The organism is Pseudomonas sp. (assembly GCF_048269965.1).
Classification (GTDB): Bacteria; Pseudomonadota; Gammaproteobacteria; order Pseudomonadales; family Pseudomonadaceae; genus Aquipseudomonas.
Genome location: NZ_JBLWTV010000017.1, coordinates 1 through 13813, shown reverse-complemented (window position 1 = coordinate 13813; position 13813 = coordinate 1). Strand labels below are relative to the sequence as shown.

The window sequence follows — 13813 nt, the reverse complement described above, 5'->3', positions numbered from 1 at the left end:
CTATCATTGCTGCAAAGCCTCACGTCTTACATCGAGAATTCGTCCGCCATGGAAACGCAAAACGCTCAACCCCGTGCTCGTCGCAAGCATCGCAGCCTGGCCCAGGAGCTGGTAGCCGATCTGTCGCAGCGCATTCGCGATGGGCTGATCAAGCGCGGTGAGAAGCTGCCGACGGAGTCGGCGATCATGGAAGAGCAGGGCGTCAGCCGTACCGTGGTGCGCGAGGCCTTGTCGCGTTTGCAGGCAGCGGGGCTGGTCGAGACCCGTCATGGCATCGGCACTTTCGTGCTGGATACGCCCAGTGCCAGTGGTTTTCGCATCGATCCGGCGACCATCGTCACCTTGCGCGACGTGCTGGCCATTCTCGAACTGCGTATCAGTCTTGAGGTGGAGTCTGCCGGGATGGCGGCTCAGCGCCGTAATGACGTACAACTGAAGGCCATTCGCGAGGCACTGGATGCCATCAACGAGAGCGCGATGCATGCCAGCGATGCGGTGTCCTCGGACTTCCATTTTCATCTGCGCATTGCCGAGGCTACCGGCAACCGCTACTTCACCGATATTCTCAGTCACCTGGGTACCAGCATCATCCCGCGTACCCGGGTCAATTCCGCCAGCCTGGCGCGTGACGACCAGACCCACTACATGGCGCGTCTGGAGCGCGAGCACGAGCAGATCTTCGAAGCCATCGCACGTCAGGATGCCGAGGCGGCGCGGGCTGCGATGCGCCTGCACCTGACCAACAGCCGCGAGCGCCTGCGTCAGGCGCACGAAGCGGCCGAGGCGCAAGCGCTGCACGGCTGAAACGCCCTGCACAGACTCGGCGGCCCTGGGCCGCCGAGTGTCTGTTGGCAGTGAGAAAAAATCAGCGCACATGGCGCGCTCTAGCGCCTATAGGCCAGGGCGACGATACCGCCGACCACGATCAAGCCGCCGATCACCTGCAGGGCTTCCAATACCTGCCCCAGAATCAGCCAGCCCAGGATCATGCCGGCCACCGGCTCCATGTTCATCACCGGTGCATTGCGCGCGATGTTCAGGCGCGGCATGCAGATGAACAGGGTTGAAAAAGCTGCACCATAGAGCAGGACCAGGCAGGCCAGTGCGATCCAGCCGGTGCTGGCATTGGGCAGGCTCAAACCGCCAGGAATAAGGCCGCTGCTGCCCAGCAGGGCCGAGGCGCTGAACACCACGGCCAGGGTCAGCATGCTGCGTACCGAGCCCGCGATTTTCGACAGACGATTTTCGGTGATCCACAACGCCACGGCGAAAACGGCGGCAGCCGTCAGGCTGAACAGGATGCCTGCCATCCACTCGCCGTCCGGCGCATCGCTGCTGGCCAGGCGGCCAGGAACGTCGAGCACCAGCACCAGGCCGAAGAGGATCACGCCCATGATGGCCAGCGCCTGTCGGGTTGGCGCTGCACCGCCGAGCGCCCAGGTGAGCAGTGCCAGCAGGATTGGCGAGAGGTTGACCACCAGCAGCGCCAGGGCCACGGGAATGCGCGCCACGGCCGAGTAGATGCAGAAGCTTTGAATGGCGATCAGCAGGCCCAGCAAGATCTGCCAGCTCCAGGTGGCGCGACCCAGTTTCAGCGATTCACGTCGCCACAGTACCAGAGCGGCCAGCGCGACCAGGGTCACGCCGGCACGCGCGAGCATGGCCAGCAGCAGCCCGGTGTCGTGGTCGAAGGCGATCCGCGCAGCGATGTGGTTGCCCGCGAACGAACAAGCCAGTGTGGCGAGGATCAGGACGGCGATGTGACGCGCAAATGGGGTGGAACCTTGCATGACGAAATCCTGTTGTCATGGCCTTGAAATCAGGCCCTAAAGCAAAACGCCGCCCGATTGGGCGGCGTTGTCGTTCAATGCCCGGTTGCTGTCAGAGCACGATGCTCGGCAGCCACAGCGAAATGGCAGGGATGTAGGTAACGGCCATCAGCACGGCGAACAGCGCGATGTAGAACGGCAGCAGTGCCTTCACGGTGTTTTCGATGGTGACCTTGCCGATGGCGGCGCCAACGAAGAGTACCGCACCTACCGGTGGCGTGATCAGCCCAATGCCGAGGTTGACCAGCATGATCATGCCGAAGTGCACCGGGTCGACGCCGAATGAGGTCACCACTGGCAGCAGGATCGGGGTGAGGATCAGGATCAGTGGCGCCATGTCCATCAGCGTGCCCAGCACCAGCAGCATGAAGTTGACGCACATCAGGATCACGTAGCGGTTGTCCGAGAAGGCCAGGAACGCCGTGGTGATCTTCGACGGAATCTGCATCAGGGTCATGATGTAGCCGAAGCTGGCGGCGAAGGCGATGAGGATCATCACGATCGACAGCGTGCGCACGGTGCGGTGCAGCATCTTCGGCAGTTCACGCCACTTGTAGTCGCGGTAGATGAACATGGTCACGAAGAACGCCCAGACCACCGCAACAGCCGCCGATTCGGTGGCGGTGAACACGCCACTGAGGATGCCGCCGAGGATGATGAACATGGTCATCAGGCCCCACAGCGCTTCCACGCAGATCTTCAGTGCCTGGCGCAGCGGAATCACCTCGCCCTTGGGGTAGTTGCGCTTCTTGGCGAACCACAGGCACAGCGCGGCCATGGTGAAGCTGAGCAGCAGGCCCGGGCCGATGCCGGCGACGAACAGCGCCGCGATGGACACCGTGCCGCCAGCGGCCAGCGAGTAGATCACCGAGTTGTGGCTGGGCGGGGTGAGCAGTGCCTGCACCGAGCCGGAAACGGTCACGGCGGTGGAAAACTCGCGCGGATAGCCCTTCTTTTCCATTTCCGGGATCAGCACCGAACCGACCGAGGCGGTATCGGCCAGGGAGGAGCCGGAGATGGCGCCGAAGAAGGTCGAAGCGGTGATGTTGACCAGCGACAGGCCGCCGCGGACGAAGCCGACCAGCACCCCGGCGAACGCCACCAGGCGCCGGGCCATGCCGCCTTCGGCCATGATTGCGCCGGCCAGGACGAAGAACGGAATGGCCAGCAGGGAGAATTTGTTCACGCCACCGGCGATCTGGATCATCACGGCGTGCAGGGGGATATCGATCCACCAGGCGCCGATCAGTGCGGAAACGCCAAGCGAATAAGCAACGGGGACGCGTAGCAGGATAAGGACAATGAAACTGCCCAAAAGAATGGCGGCATCCATTTACGCGGCCTCCTTGGAATCTTCGGTGTGTTCGAAGTCGACGGCACGGCGCTTGTGTTGATCGCCGTACAGCAGTTGTTCGATGACGAACAGCAGGGTGATGCAACCGCCCACCGGGATTGGCATGTAGCTGATGCCGACGCGTACCGAGGGCAGGGTGCTGAGGTACTGGTTCCAGGTCGCTACGCAGAGTTTGTAACCCCAGATCAGCATGAACAGCGCGATGCCGCCCATGACCAGGCGCACGAACAATGTGATCAGCGGCACCAGTGCTTGTGGCAGGCGATCGGTCAGTGAGGTCACAGCCATGTGGGCCCCCGCACGGTAGCCAGCAGCGGCACCGACGAAGGTGAACAGCACCATCAATAGCACTGAAATAGGCTCGGGCCAGCCCAGTCCTTGACCCAGCACGTAACGGCTGAATACGCCCCAGGGGATGATCAAAGCCATGATCACGATCGCCAGGCCGGCGGTCGCGATACAGGCACGGTAGATGGCGTCGTTGACGCCCAGAACCAGGTTTTTCATGAGGCTTCACCGGTTGCGCGGCGCAGGCGAGGTGCCGGCGCCGCGCGCTTGCGCGTGGATTACTGAACGGCTTCGATACGCTTAATCAGGTCAACGAACTGCGCGCCGTACTTCTCACGAACCGGGGCGGTGGCATCGTAGAAGGGCTTGGTATCGACTTCGATGAATTCGACGCCTTCAGCCTTGAGTTTCTCTACGCTGCTGGCGCTCTTCTCGTCCCACAGCTGGCGCTCTTCCAGTTGCGCTTCCTTGGCCAGTTTCTTGACCAGTTCCTGCTGTTCCGGCGTCAGCTTGTTCCAGGTGGTCTTGGACATCAGCAGCGGCTCGGGCAGGATCAGATGGTGGGTCTGGGTGTAGTACTTGGCGGAGCGGAAATGGTTGTGCTCGAGCAGGGTAGGCGGATTGTTCTCGGCGCCGTCGATCACGCCGCTCTGCAGGGCGCTGAAGATTTCACCGGTGTCCATGGCGATGCCGTTGGCACCCATGGCGTTGAGGGTGTCGATGAACAGCGGGTTGCCCATTACGCGGATCTTCATACCTTTCAGGTCTTCGATGCTGCGTATCGGCTTCTTGGTGTAGAGGCTGCGGCTGCCGCCGTCCATCCAGGCCAGACCGACCATGTTGAAGTCGGAGTTGGTGATGGCGTCGAGGATTTCCTGGCCGATCTCACCGTCGATGATCTTGCGCATGTGGTCGACGTCGCGGAACACGAACGGCATGTTGAAGACGTTGGTGGCCGGCACTACCGAACCGACCGAACCGAGGCTGACGCGGGTCAGCTGGACGGCGCCGATCTGGGTCTGCTCGATGACTTCCTTCTCGGAGCCGAGAACGCCGCCGGCGAACATGCGGGATTTGATCTCGCCGTTGGTGGCAGCTTCCAGCTTCTTGCCGAGGTTTTCCATGGCGACTACGGTCGGGTAGCCAGCAGGGTGGATTTCGGCAATCTTCAGGGTCGTCTCGGCCTGTACGAAGGAGGACAGGCCGAGCGCTAGCGGAAGTGTGGCGAGAAGCAACTTGCGTTTGAGGTTCATGCGGAAAACTCCGTCTTGTTGTTGTTGGTTTACAGCAGCTTGAGTCCGGTGCCGCGAACGGCCCGGGGTGAATCGGATCAGGGTTGCAAGGCAGGCTCCTCGATGCCGCGCACACCGGCCTGCAGGGCGAATACACCACCTGCCAGTGGCTGGTCGGAGAGATCGCCGCCGGGGCGGATCGAGGTCACGTACAGGGTGTCCAGATTGGCGCCACCGAAGGCGCACATGGCGGGCTTCTTCACCGGCACGGCGAGCGAGCGATCCAGGCGGCCGTCGGGGGTGAAACGGTGGACCAGGCCTTCGTCGTTGCCGCAGATCCAGTAGCAGCCGTCGACATCCATCGCCGCGCCATCGGGGCGGCCCGGGTGCCGTGCCATGTCGATGAACAGGCGGCGGTTGTGCGGCGTGCCGCTGTCGATGTCGTAGTCGAAGGCCCAGACGCTCTGCACGCTGGGATGCGAATCAGACAGGTACATGATGCGGCCGTCGGGGCTGAAGGCCAGGCCATTGGGCACGATGAAGTCGTCGAGCACCTGTTGCAACTGACCGTCGTAGCGATACAGCGCGCCGACGCGGGCACCGGCGGCCATGTCCAGCAGCATGGTGCCGGCCCAGAAGCGACCCTGGCGATCGCAGCGACCGTCGTTGAAGCGCATCTGCGGGCGGGCATGTTCGACCTGTGCCAGGCGCTCGGCCTGTACGCTGCCATCGTCTTGCGGACGCAGATGGAAGATGCCGCTCTGCATGCCGGCGATCCAGCCGCCGGCAGGATGCATGGCGATGCAGGCGAGCATCTCGTCGGCCTGCCAACTCTGCGTCTGGCCATCGGCCGCGGACCAGCGGTGCAGGCGGGCGGCAGGGATGTCGGCCCAGTAAAGAGCCTGTTCGGCAGCGTTCCACACCGGGCTTTCACCCGTGGCGTTGCGCGCATCGACAATCAGTTCGGCTGTCATGGCTGTGGCGCTCTACGTGTTGTAATGGCTTGGGGCGGTCGCGGGGTGCTGTTCAGTCGTCGCCGAACGGGCCGGCGGCAACGAAGGCCCCACCCTGGTAGATGCGCGCCGGGTCGTCAGCGGCCGGCATGGGCTGCGCTTGCACCTTGTCGCGGAAGACTTCCGAGCTGTCCTTGGGCGTGAAGCCCAGGTGCGCGGCCTTGCTGTTGTCCCACCACACATCGCGGTTATCCGACATGCCGTAAACCACGGTGTGGCCGACGTTCTCGGTATAGAGGCAGCGTTCGAGCAGGTGGGTAAGGTCGTCGTAGCTCAGCCAGGTGCTCATCATGCGGCGGTTGGCGGGTTCGGGGAACGAGGAGCCGATGCGGATGCTGACGGTTTCGATGCCGTAGCGATCGAAGTAGAAGCTGGCCATGTCCTCACCGTAGGACTTGGACAGGCCGTAGTAGCCATCCGGGCGACGCAGGCAGTTGGCGTCGAGGTGTTCGTCCTGCTTGTAGAAACCGATGACGTGGTTGGAACTGGCGAATACAACGCGTTTAACGCCATGGCGGCGGGCCGCTTCGTAGACATGGAATACGCCGCAGATGTTGGCGCCGAGAATTTCTTCGAAGGGGCGCTCGACCGAGACGCCACCGAAGTGCAGGATGGCGTCGACGCCTTCGATCAGTTGATGCACGGCGGCTTTATCTGCCAGGTCGCAACGCACCACTTCTTCGTGGGGGCCGGCAGCCGGTGCCATCTCACCGATGTCGGACAGACGCAGGATAGTGGCGTAGGGGCGCAGACGTTCGCGCAGTACCTTGCCCAGCCCGCCGGCAGCGCCGGTCAGCAGCAGGCGATTGAAGGGGCGCAGTTCGCTGGAGATCGTGGTCATGGCGGGGGCTGGACTCTTGTTGCTTGTTGTTATTGGTTTGTCATACGTTGTCGTATGACTTGAGGCGATTATCAGCACCATCCCAGGTAATGTCAACGCGACAGTGGGGGGAAATTGAGGTCTTCAGTCTGCGTTTCACTGAGCAGCTCCAACCTGTAAAACACCCATGATTGGTAAGGGAAAATACAGCTCGGTAGGCTCTAATACGGTGTTTTCTTGTGTTCGTACAGCGTATTTGAACATCGCGCGAGTGGCCTCAGGCAGGTGCAGGGTCGGCATTCTCGGATCCTATGGGACTAAAGTTGTATGACAACGTATCTCGGCTGGGATGAAGTGCCTCTATGATGCGAGGCGCGCGAATGACTGGAGGCGTGACATGGGCAGGAAACCTGCTGGCATCCGCAGCAGTGCGGTCCCGACACTGATCGATGTCGCCAGGGTGGCGGGGGTGTCGCCGATCACCGTATCGCGGGCACTGGGCCGCCCCGAAGTGGTTAGCGATGCCACCCGCAAGCGCGTACTGGAGGCGGTACGGGCGACCGGCTATGTGCCCAATCTCGCGGCAGGTTCTCTGGCGTCCAGCCGCAGCCGGCTGGTGGCGATCTTCCTGCCGACCATTGCCAACTCGATTTTCGCTGACACCGTGCAGGCGCTGACTGACCGCCTCGCGGCTGCCGGTTACCAGACCTTGCTGGGCCTCACCGGCTACCGCCCCGAGCAGGAGGAGGCCTTGCTCGAGGCGGTGTTGGGCCGTCGCCCGGACGGCATCGTGCTGACTGGCACCGAGCACACCTTGGCGAGCCGTGAGCGCCTGGCGCGGGTCGGCATCCCGCTGGTCGAGGCCTGGGATCTGTGCGAGCACCCGGTGGACATGCTGGTCGGCTTTTCCCATGAGGCCGTGGGCCAGGCGGTGGCGCGCTATCTGATCGGCAAGGGCTACCGCCGGGTCTCGGCGGTGGGCATCGATGACCCGCGTGGTCTGCGTCGTTATCGCAGTCTGGTCGGCGCGCTGCAGGGGCACGTTGCAGCGCCGGTGGCGGCTCAGATCCTGCCTGCGCCGGCGACCCTGGCGGTTGGCCGCGAAGGCCTGGCGCGCCTGCTGCAGGAGGGTGCCGCTGGCGAGGTGGTGGTCTGCAGCTCCGACACCGTGGCACAAGGCGTGATGGCCGAGGCGCTCAGCCGTGGCCTGCGCATTCCTGAAGATCTTGCGGTGATGGGTTTCGGCGACCTGTCCAGCGCGGCACATACGCATCCGCCGCTGTCCACCGTGCGGGTGGATGGACCGCGCATCGGCTGCGCCATTGCCGATGCCCTGCTGGCGCGCTTCGCCGAACCGGCGGCGGCACGCCAGCCACTGCGTCTGGATGTCGGCTTCGAACTGGTCGAGCGCGGCAGCGCCTGAGCCCGTCAGGCCAGGCGCAAGTGGTTGTCCCACAAGCCGGCAGGTAGCTGCAGGGCGTTGGTGACGATGCGCTCACCGCGGCAGTCGTACAGGCGGCAGCGTCCCTGGCCCGAAGTGACCACGAAACCGTCGGCAACCGCGCCGACGCCTGCGCAGTCCGGCAATGGCACATCCAGGCGCACCTGGGCGCTGTCCAGGTCCCAGATGAAGAAGCGGTTGCCGCGCGGTGCGGTCATCGCCAACAGGCGCAATTCATCGTGGATCGCCACGCTGGCGGTGTACTGATTCATGGCCACGCGTTGCGTCTCGCCCAGGGCGAAAGGCTGGAACGGTTGGCCGGGGCGCTTGATCGCCAGCAGCGGCACCTGGTCATGCAGGTCGCCCATGTACTGCTGGCCGCTGACCACCGTGCCGTCACGGGCCACGGCCAGGTGGCGGATGCTGTTGCGCTGGTCGGCCAGATACTCCTGACTGACCAGGCTGCCGTCGCGCCTGATCAGCACCAGGCTGGCCTGCATGGCGTCGAGATTCATGTCCACGCGGCTTTCCGCTTCAGTGCGGATACCGCCATTGGCCACCACCAGGGTTTCGCCATCGGGCATCCACAGCAGCTGGTGCGGGCCGACGCCGTGGCTGCTGTGCTCACCGTCACGCAGCAGATGCTCACCTTGCAGGCGATAAACGCCAATGACGCCACGGCCTGGCTCGGTGGTGTCGTTCTCGGTGGCGTACAGCCACTCGCCGTCCTTGTGGAACACCGCATGGCCGTTGAAGTGGCGCCCGGCCGGCGAGCTGAGCGTCTGTAGCAGGCGACCGTCGCGCGTGTCGATCAGGTAGCTTTCGGTACTCGGGCGGCGGCCGACGAACAGTGCCACAGGCAAGCTCGGGTGCGGCACCACATCGTGGCAGCGCTCGTTCACCGGCGTGGCGAAGGCGCGCTCGCCGTCGAGGTGATAGCCGACGGCGTAGTGTTTGCCGTCGCTGTCGTCACGGGCCGACAAAAGCAACGGCTGGCCCGATGGGCCGAACAGCGTCCAGCCACCGAAGGCGCCGGCCGCCGCCAGGCTGGCAGCCGCGGCACTGAGGCCGAGGAAGGCTCTGCGTTGCATGCTCAGTCCCCGTCGTGGGCGTTGAAGCCGATCTGCACGTCGAGCGCCTTGGCCAGTTCGCCTTCCTGCAGGCGGTGCAGGCGATTGAGGCTGTCGTACAGCTCGTTCAGGGCAGTGCGACCCGCTTCGTCGACGAGCAGCTCACCCAGAGGGCTGTCGAGTGCGGCCAGGCGTTGGCGGGTGTCCTGGTAGGCGGCGTCGATACGTTTTGCCAGATCGGCCTGATCATCGCCCAACAGCGACTGAATACCGTCACGGTTGCTGCCGTGCCACAGCAGTTCGGCGCTGGCCAGTGCGGCGCCCTGGTTGGCCAGGCTGCCGGCACTGCGCCAGGCTTCGGCCTGGTAAGGCTGGGCGATGCCCTTGCTCTGCCGACCCATAGGGGCGCCGAGTTTCTTCTTCAGGCCATCCAGGGCGCTGACCTGAACGCGCAGCAGTTCGGCGATCGCTTCGTTGGAGTCGGCGTAGCGCTCGTTGGGGAAGGTCTTCAGCTGTTCGGCCATGCCGGGCTTGGCCTGCCATTCGCCGACGATCTGCGCCGCCAGAGCCTGCTGGTGCTTGCCGATGGCTTGCAGCAGCGGGCAATAGCGCGCTTTCTGTGCGGCCTGGGCGAGGTCCAGATTGGGATCGAACAGCATGTATTCGTAGGCGGTCAGGCCCTGAACCACCACGCTGGCATCGGACAGCTCATCCGCGCTCAGCTGCGGCTTGTTCTTCAGCAGGGCTTCGACCTGGCGCTGTACCAGGTTCTTCTTGTCCGGCCAGAACTGGATCTGCCAGGCGCGGTTGCCTTCGGCCAGCGGTCCGACCAGCAATGGCTGCAGGCCGGCCCAGGCGCTCTGCGCGCCGAGAAAGGCCTGGCGCGCGGCGCTCAGATCGGTGTCGCCTGCGCAGAAGGCTTCGGCACTCGCCGCCAGTTGACGATCAGCCTCCTGCCAACTGCTGTAAGCCGGTAACAGGACGCCATCGGCCAGCGCGGCGCTGACCTTGGCTTGCGGGTCCTGCTGACCACAGCCGACCAGGGCCAGGCCGAGCAGGGAGGCGATCAGGGTTTTATGCAACATCGCAGGCTCCTCAGAGGGAATTCAGGAAGGCGAGCAGCGCTGCTCGCTCGTCGGCATCGAATTTCAGCACATGCAGCTTGGCCGCTTCGGCCTCGCCACCGTGCCAGAGAATGGCTTCCAGCAGGTTGCGCGCACGGCCGTCATGCAGGAACTGCGTGTGACCATTGACCGCTTGCGTCAGGCCAATTCCCCACAACGGCGCCGTGCGCCATTCGTGACCGCTGGCGAGAAATTCATCGCGGCCATCGGCCAATCCCTCGCCCATGTCGTGCAGCAGCATGTCTGTATAAGGACGGATCAACTGGTTGGCCAGTTCCGGCTCCGCCGCATCGGCCGACGTGGTGAAGCTGGGTGTATGGCATTTCTGGCAGCCGGCCTGATGGAACAGGCTCTTGCCCTTGAGCACCTCGGGCGCGTCGACGTCACGCCGCGCCGGCACACCCAGGTTGCGGCTGTAGAACAGTACGCTGGCCAGGATGGTGTCGCTGACCTCCGGTTCACCGCCATGGGGCGCGGCCAGGCAATCGCCCTGCGCCGCTGTGCAGTTGTCGTGAGGGATCAGCGAGCTGGTCAGGCCCATGTCATTGGCGAAGGCATCGGCATTCTGCTGATTGAGATTGGGCTGGCCAGCCTTCCAGCCGAAACGGCCGAGCACGCTGCGCTGCTGCTGACGGTCCCAGACCCGATTGGGGCGACCGGAAATACCGTCGCCATCGGCGTCGTCCGGGTCGGCGCCTGCCAGGATATCCGCCTCGGCAATGGCTTCGAGCAGGCCGAGGCCGATCATCGGCGGGGCGATACGCGTGGAGAACAGGGTATCGGCATGCATGGCCCCATAGCCGAGTTGGCTGATTTCCAGCTGCGGCTTGCGCAACTCCACCCGCGTGCCGTCGGCAAAACGCACGGGCACGCTGCTGTAAGTCACGCGGACCTTGCCTTCGGGCGCTACGCCAGGATTGGCCATGTCCTGCAGTTGGGTGCCGTAGCTGGGCTCGGCGACGACACCCTGGCGGATCAGCAACTCGGCATGCTCGGGGCCGGCCGGCAGCGAAAGGCGCACCAACATGGAGGCGGCACTGACCGCATCTGGCCCCGGCGGATGGCCACGGCCATCCTTGATGTGGCAGTTCTGGCAGGCATTGGTATTGAACAGCGGGCCCAGGCCATCGCGAGCGGTGGTGGTGGCTGGCGCCGTGACCCAGGGGTTGCGGAAGAAGCTGTTGCCCACTGCAAAATCCAGGCGACGGCTTGGCGCGAGGTTGGCCGAGGGCAGGGAGAAGGCGTTGTGATCGAACTTGCGTACCGTCGCCGCACCCGCAGACAGGGCCTCGCCAGGTTCGGGCGCAGTGAAGTGCGGTTGCTGCTCGCAAGCGATCAGAGTCAGGGCCATGAAGGGCAGCAGGCAGCGCTGGAGCGGCGACATCGATGAACAATCCGAACGGCAAGAAAGCGGGGCACCAAGATTAGCAGGCTAACGGAATTTAAATAAGATGGATTAGCGTTAGCTGGACGTGGCCAGAGGTCGCGGCTGCATCCTGCTCATCGAGATGACGCAGGATGCATCTTGCACGGGACGCTACGCGCCGGGCCTGCTCACTTCGATGTACCACTTTGGCTGCATGGCGCCGAAGTCGGTGCGGATGTTCGAGGGCAGGTAGCTGGCCGAATCCAATACATGCATCTGACCTGGCGAGCGTTCGAAGACCACCCAGTGCCAGAAGTCGCGGCCGTTCTCCTGGCGGTGCTTGATGGCCAGCAGCGCCAGATCCGGCAGACTCTCCCAGGACGTGAAGGGCGCCTCGCCTGTTGCGGCTGTCGCGCCGCCCGTGGCCAACAGACGCCTGACGTATTGGCTGTCGGACCACAAGGATTCGTCCTCGGCATGAATGCCCATGGCGTTGGCGATTGCCTTCATCGCGGCGTAGCTCTTGCCGAGAATGTTGGCGGCTGCGGCAATGCCGCAGCCGCTGATTTCTTCTTGCACGACACAGTTGGGTGCGTATTCGATGAGATTGGCCCGGGGCACCCAGCCTGATTCCACGCCATCTTCGCGTGTACACCAGAACCAGCCATTGAGGCTGCGCGACGCGCTCAGTCGCTCGCCGACCTGTACATCGAGTTCACGAGCGGTATAGGCCTCGCGTGCGCGGGCGTGCCGATCATCGAGCCGTTCGATGACCTGGCCAGGGACCCAACCGGCCTCCTGACCAGGCGTGCTGCAGAAGAACCAGTTATCCCAGCCTTCGTTGCCCTGGTAGGCCTCGCCAACCGTGAGCGCCGCACCCTCGGTGAATGTGATCGGTTTGGGAAATTCGCTGATGTGTGCCGTGGTGACGATGAAGATTCGCAGGTCCATATGCATCCAGCTGAGGTGATCCGTGGATAGGGCGTCACACAGTAGAAGAGATGCCCTCGTTGGCCCAGTCTCTTTTTCATTCAGAGCAAGAACGTTCAAGACCTTCCAGAGGCGCCTGGCTAAGCTCGCCTGCTCAAGGAGGTTCCATGTCTCGTCATCAAGAATTCACTCAGGGCGCCCGCGATATGCTGCCGATGCTGCTCGGCGCCATTCCTTTCGGCATCATCTTCGGCAGCCTGGCAGGCGCTGCCGGGCTCGATCCCTGGCAGACGCAGGGCATGTCCTTGCTGGTATTCGCAGGCTCGGCGCAGTTCATCGCCATCAGCCTGTTGAGCGGCGGCGCCGGTATTGCCGTGGTGTTGCTGACCACCTTCGTGGTCAATCTGCGCCATGCCCTGTACAGCGCCAGCCTGCAGCCATACGTGCGCCATCTGCCCAAGCGCTGGCGCATGCCGCTGGCTTTCTGGCTCACCGACGAGGCCTACGCGGTGGTGCTGCAGCGCTATGCGCGCGGCGATAGCGAACCCTATCGCCATTGGTACTTTCTTGGCGCGGCACTGGCCATGTACTGCAACTGGCAGCTGTGCACGCTGGTCGGCGTGCTGTTCGGCCAGGCGGTGCCGAACATCGGTGAATGGGGGCTGGATTTCGCCATGCTGGCGACCTTCATCGGTATCGTCGTGCCCATGCTGCGCAATCAGCCGCAGGTCGCTGCGGCCCTGGTCGCTGCAGGTGTGGCGCTGGCCTGTCATGCACTGCCGTACAAGCTCGGGCTGATGGCTGCCGCAGCCAGTGGCATCGTCGTCGGCGTGTGGTTGGAACGGCGCAAGCCGGTGCTGCAGGGGGGGTTGGTCTGATGGATATCTGGTTGCTGATCCTGGGCATGCTGGCGATCACCTTCGTCACCCGCTACAGCCTGTTCGCGTTCCCTGATCTGCGTTTTCCGCCCTTGATCAGGCAGGGGCTGCATTACGTGCCGACTGCCGTGCTGACGGCGATTGTCGTGCCCGGCATGCTCATGCCGGACGGGCAGAGTTGGTCGCTGAGCTGGAACAACGCCTACCTGCTGGCGGGCCTGGTCGCCATTGTCATCGCCGCTTTCACACGGCACCTGCTGGCGACCATCGGTGGTGGATTGCTGGTGTTCTTCCTGCTGCGCTGGGCGTTCGGGCAACTGCCGGTCTGAGTGGTGCCGGCCGCAGGGTGCGCCGTGCGCACCAGAATGCCAGCGAAAACCTCGGTGCGCGTGGTGTTCAGCCGGGGGACATGGTAAACACCTGTCGGGGGACATGGGTAACAGGTTGATGATCATGTTGCCCGTTGCC

14 protein-coding genes are annotated in these 13813 nt (G+C 63.8%); 4 read left to right on the top strand and 10 right to left on the bottom strand.

The features are described from left to right. Nucleotides 1–48 precede the first annotated feature (48 nt). Nucleotides 49–804 carry a FadR/GntR family transcriptional regulator gene (locus ACN0X6_RS18245; protein ID WP_417706104.1) on the top strand — a complete coding sequence of 252 codons (756 nt, stop codon included), beginning with the start codon at nucleotides 49–51 and terminating at the stop codon, nucleotides 802–804. An 80-nt stretch (nucleotides 805–884) separates the two neighbouring features. On the opposite strand, the gene ACN0X6_RS18240 is transcribed toward ACN0X6_RS18245, so the two are convergent. The 6 genes from ACN0X6_RS18240 to ACN0X6_RS18215 form a co-directional block, all read right to left on the bottom strand. After that, entirely contained in the window at nucleotides 885–1790 is a 906-nt protein-coding gene (locus ACN0X6_RS18240) for an EamA family transporter (protein ID WP_417706102.1), read from the bottom strand. 91 nt (nucleotides 1791–1881) lie between these two features. Further along, entirely contained in the window at nucleotides 1882–3162 is a 1281-nt protein-coding gene (locus tag ACN0X6_RS18235) for a TRAP transporter large permease (RefSeq protein ID WP_417706101.1), read from the bottom strand. Further along, the gene (locus ACN0X6_RS18230) at nucleotides 3163–3690 is read right to left on the bottom strand and encodes a TRAP transporter small permease (protein WP_417706099.1); all 528 of its coding nucleotides are present in this window, start codon (nucleotides 3688–3690) and stop codon (nucleotides 3163–3165) included. Between the two features lie 59 nt (nucleotides 3691–3749). Continuing rightward, nucleotides 3750–4724: a TRAP transporter substrate-binding protein gene (locus ACN0X6_RS18225; RefSeq protein ID WP_417706098.1), complete on the bottom strand. Its 975-nt coding sequence runs from the start codon at nucleotides 4722–4724 to the stop codon at nucleotides 3750–3752. A gap of 77 nt (nucleotides 4725–4801) precedes the next feature. After that, nucleotides 4802–5677, bottom strand: a complete 876-nt coding sequence (locus ACN0X6_RS18220; RefSeq protein ID WP_417706096.1) for an SMP-30/gluconolactonase/LRE family protein — start codon at nucleotides 5675–5677, stop codon at nucleotides 4802–4804. Between the two features lie 52 nt (nucleotides 5678–5729). After that, nucleotides 5730–6557 (bottom strand): NAD-dependent epimerase/dehydratase family protein, encoded by an 828-nt coding sequence (locus ACN0X6_RS18215; protein WP_160019741.1) that lies wholly within the window; start codon nucleotides 6555–6557, stop codon nucleotides 5730–5732. 376 nt (nucleotides 6558–6933) lie between these two features. Here ACN0X6_RS18215 and ACN0X6_RS18210 point away from each other — a divergent pair, with 376 nt between their 5' ends. Further along, nucleotides 6934–7959, top strand: a complete 1026-nt coding sequence (locus ACN0X6_RS18210; protein ID WP_417706094.1) for a LacI family DNA-binding transcriptional regulator — start codon at nucleotides 6934–6936, stop codon at nucleotides 7957–7959. A 5-nt stretch (nucleotides 7960–7964) separates the two neighbouring features. Here the strand turns inward: ACN0X6_RS18210 and ACN0X6_RS18205 are convergent, their stop codons facing one another. The 4 genes from ACN0X6_RS18205 to ACN0X6_RS18190 form a co-directional block, all read right to left on the bottom strand. Further along, complete coding sequence (locus ACN0X6_RS18205) at nucleotides 7965–9068, bottom strand: DUF1513 domain-containing protein (RefSeq protein WP_417706093.1); 1104 nt, start codon at nucleotides 9066–9068, stop codon at nucleotides 7965–7967. Between the two features lie 2 nt (nucleotides 9069–9070). Next, nucleotides 9071–10132, bottom strand: coding sequence for an imelysin family protein (locus ACN0X6_RS18200; RefSeq protein WP_417706091.1), 1062 nt, complete (start codon nucleotides 10130–10132; stop codon nucleotides 9071–9073). Between the two features lie 10 nt (nucleotides 10133–10142). Next, complete coding sequence (locus ACN0X6_RS18195; protein ID WP_417706089.1) at nucleotides 10143–11555, bottom strand: di-heme oxidoredictase family protein; 1413 nt, start codon at nucleotides 11553–11555, stop codon at nucleotides 10143–10145. A gap of 153 nt (nucleotides 11556–11708) precedes the next feature. Then, nucleotides 11709–12488 (bottom strand): hypothetical protein, encoded by a 780-nt coding sequence (locus tag ACN0X6_RS18190; RefSeq protein WP_417706087.1) that lies wholly within the window; start codon nucleotides 12486–12488, stop codon nucleotides 11709–11711. Between the two features lie 146 nt (nucleotides 12489–12634). On the opposite strand from ACN0X6_RS18190, the gene ACN0X6_RS18185 reads away from it, so the two are divergent. Both ACN0X6_RS18185 and ACN0X6_RS18180 read left to right on the top strand, forming a co-directional pair. Continuing rightward, on the top strand, nucleotides 12635–13345 hold the full coding sequence (locus ACN0X6_RS18185) for an AzlC family ABC transporter permease (RefSeq protein ID WP_417706085.1): 711 nt from the start codon (nucleotides 12635–12637) through the stop codon (nucleotides 13343–13345). Then, nucleotides 13345–13674: an AzlD domain-containing protein gene (locus ACN0X6_RS18180; protein WP_417706083.1), complete on the top strand. Its 330-nt coding sequence runs from the start codon at nucleotides 13345–13347 to the stop codon at nucleotides 13672–13674. Before ACN0X6_RS18185 ends, ACN0X6_RS18180 begins: the two co-directional genes overlap by 1 nt. The last annotated feature ends 139 nt before the right edge of the window (nucleotides 13675–13813 follow it).

Excerpts from the sequence above, each read along its gene's own strand:
- ACN0X6_RS18245 (WP_417706104.1), top strand. The coding sequence starts at position 49 with ATGGAAACGCAAAACGCTCAACCCCGTGCTCGTCGCAAGCATCGCAGC.
- ACN0X6_RS18240 (WP_417706102.1), bottom strand. The coding sequence starts at position 1,790 with ATGCAAGGTTCCACCCCATTTGCGCGTCACATCGCCGTCCTGATCCTC.
- ACN0X6_RS18235 (WP_417706101.1), bottom strand. The coding sequence starts at position 3,162 with ATGGATGCCGCCATTCTTTTGGGCAGTTTCATTGTCCTTATCCTGCTA.
- ACN0X6_RS18230 (WP_417706099.1), bottom strand. The coding sequence starts at position 3,690 with ATGAAAAACCTGGTTCTGGGCGTCAACGACGCCATCTACCGTGCCTGT.
- ACN0X6_RS18225 (WP_417706098.1), bottom strand. The coding sequence starts at position 4,724 with ATGAACCTCAAACGCAAGTTGCTTCTCGCCACACTTCCGCTAGCGCTC.
- ACN0X6_RS18220 (WP_417706096.1), bottom strand. The coding sequence starts at position 5,677 with ATGACAGCCGAACTGATTGTCGATGCGCGCAACGCCACGGGTGAAAGC.
- ACN0X6_RS18215 (WP_160019741.1), bottom strand. The coding sequence starts at position 6,557 with ATGACCACGATCTCCAGCGAACTGCGCCCCTTCAATCGCCTGCTGCTG.
- ACN0X6_RS18210 (WP_417706094.1), top strand. The coding sequence starts at position 6,934 with ATGGGCAGGAAACCTGCTGGCATCCGCAGCAGTGCGGTCCCGACACTG.
- ACN0X6_RS18205 (WP_417706093.1), bottom strand. The coding sequence starts at position 9,068 with ATGCAACGCAGAGCCTTCCTCGGCCTCAGTGCCGCGGCTGCCAGCCTG.
- ACN0X6_RS18200 (WP_417706091.1), bottom strand. The coding sequence starts at position 10,132 with ATGTTGCATAAAACCCTGATCGCCTCCCTGCTCGGCCTGGCCCTGGTC.
- ACN0X6_RS18195 (WP_417706089.1), bottom strand. The coding sequence starts at position 11,555 with ATGTCGCCGCTCCAGCGCTGCCTGCTGCCCTTCATGGCCCTGACTCTG.
- ACN0X6_RS18190 (WP_417706087.1), bottom strand. The coding sequence starts at position 12,488 with ATGGACCTGCGAATCTTCATCGTCACCACGGCACACATCAGCGAATTT.
- ACN0X6_RS18185 (WP_417706085.1), top strand. The coding sequence starts at position 12,635 with ATGTCTCGTCATCAAGAATTCACTCAGGGCGCCCGCGATATGCTGCCG.
- ACN0X6_RS18180 (WP_417706083.1), top strand. The coding sequence starts at position 13,345 with ATGGATATCTGGTTGCTGATCCTGGGCATGCTGGCGATCACCTTCGTC.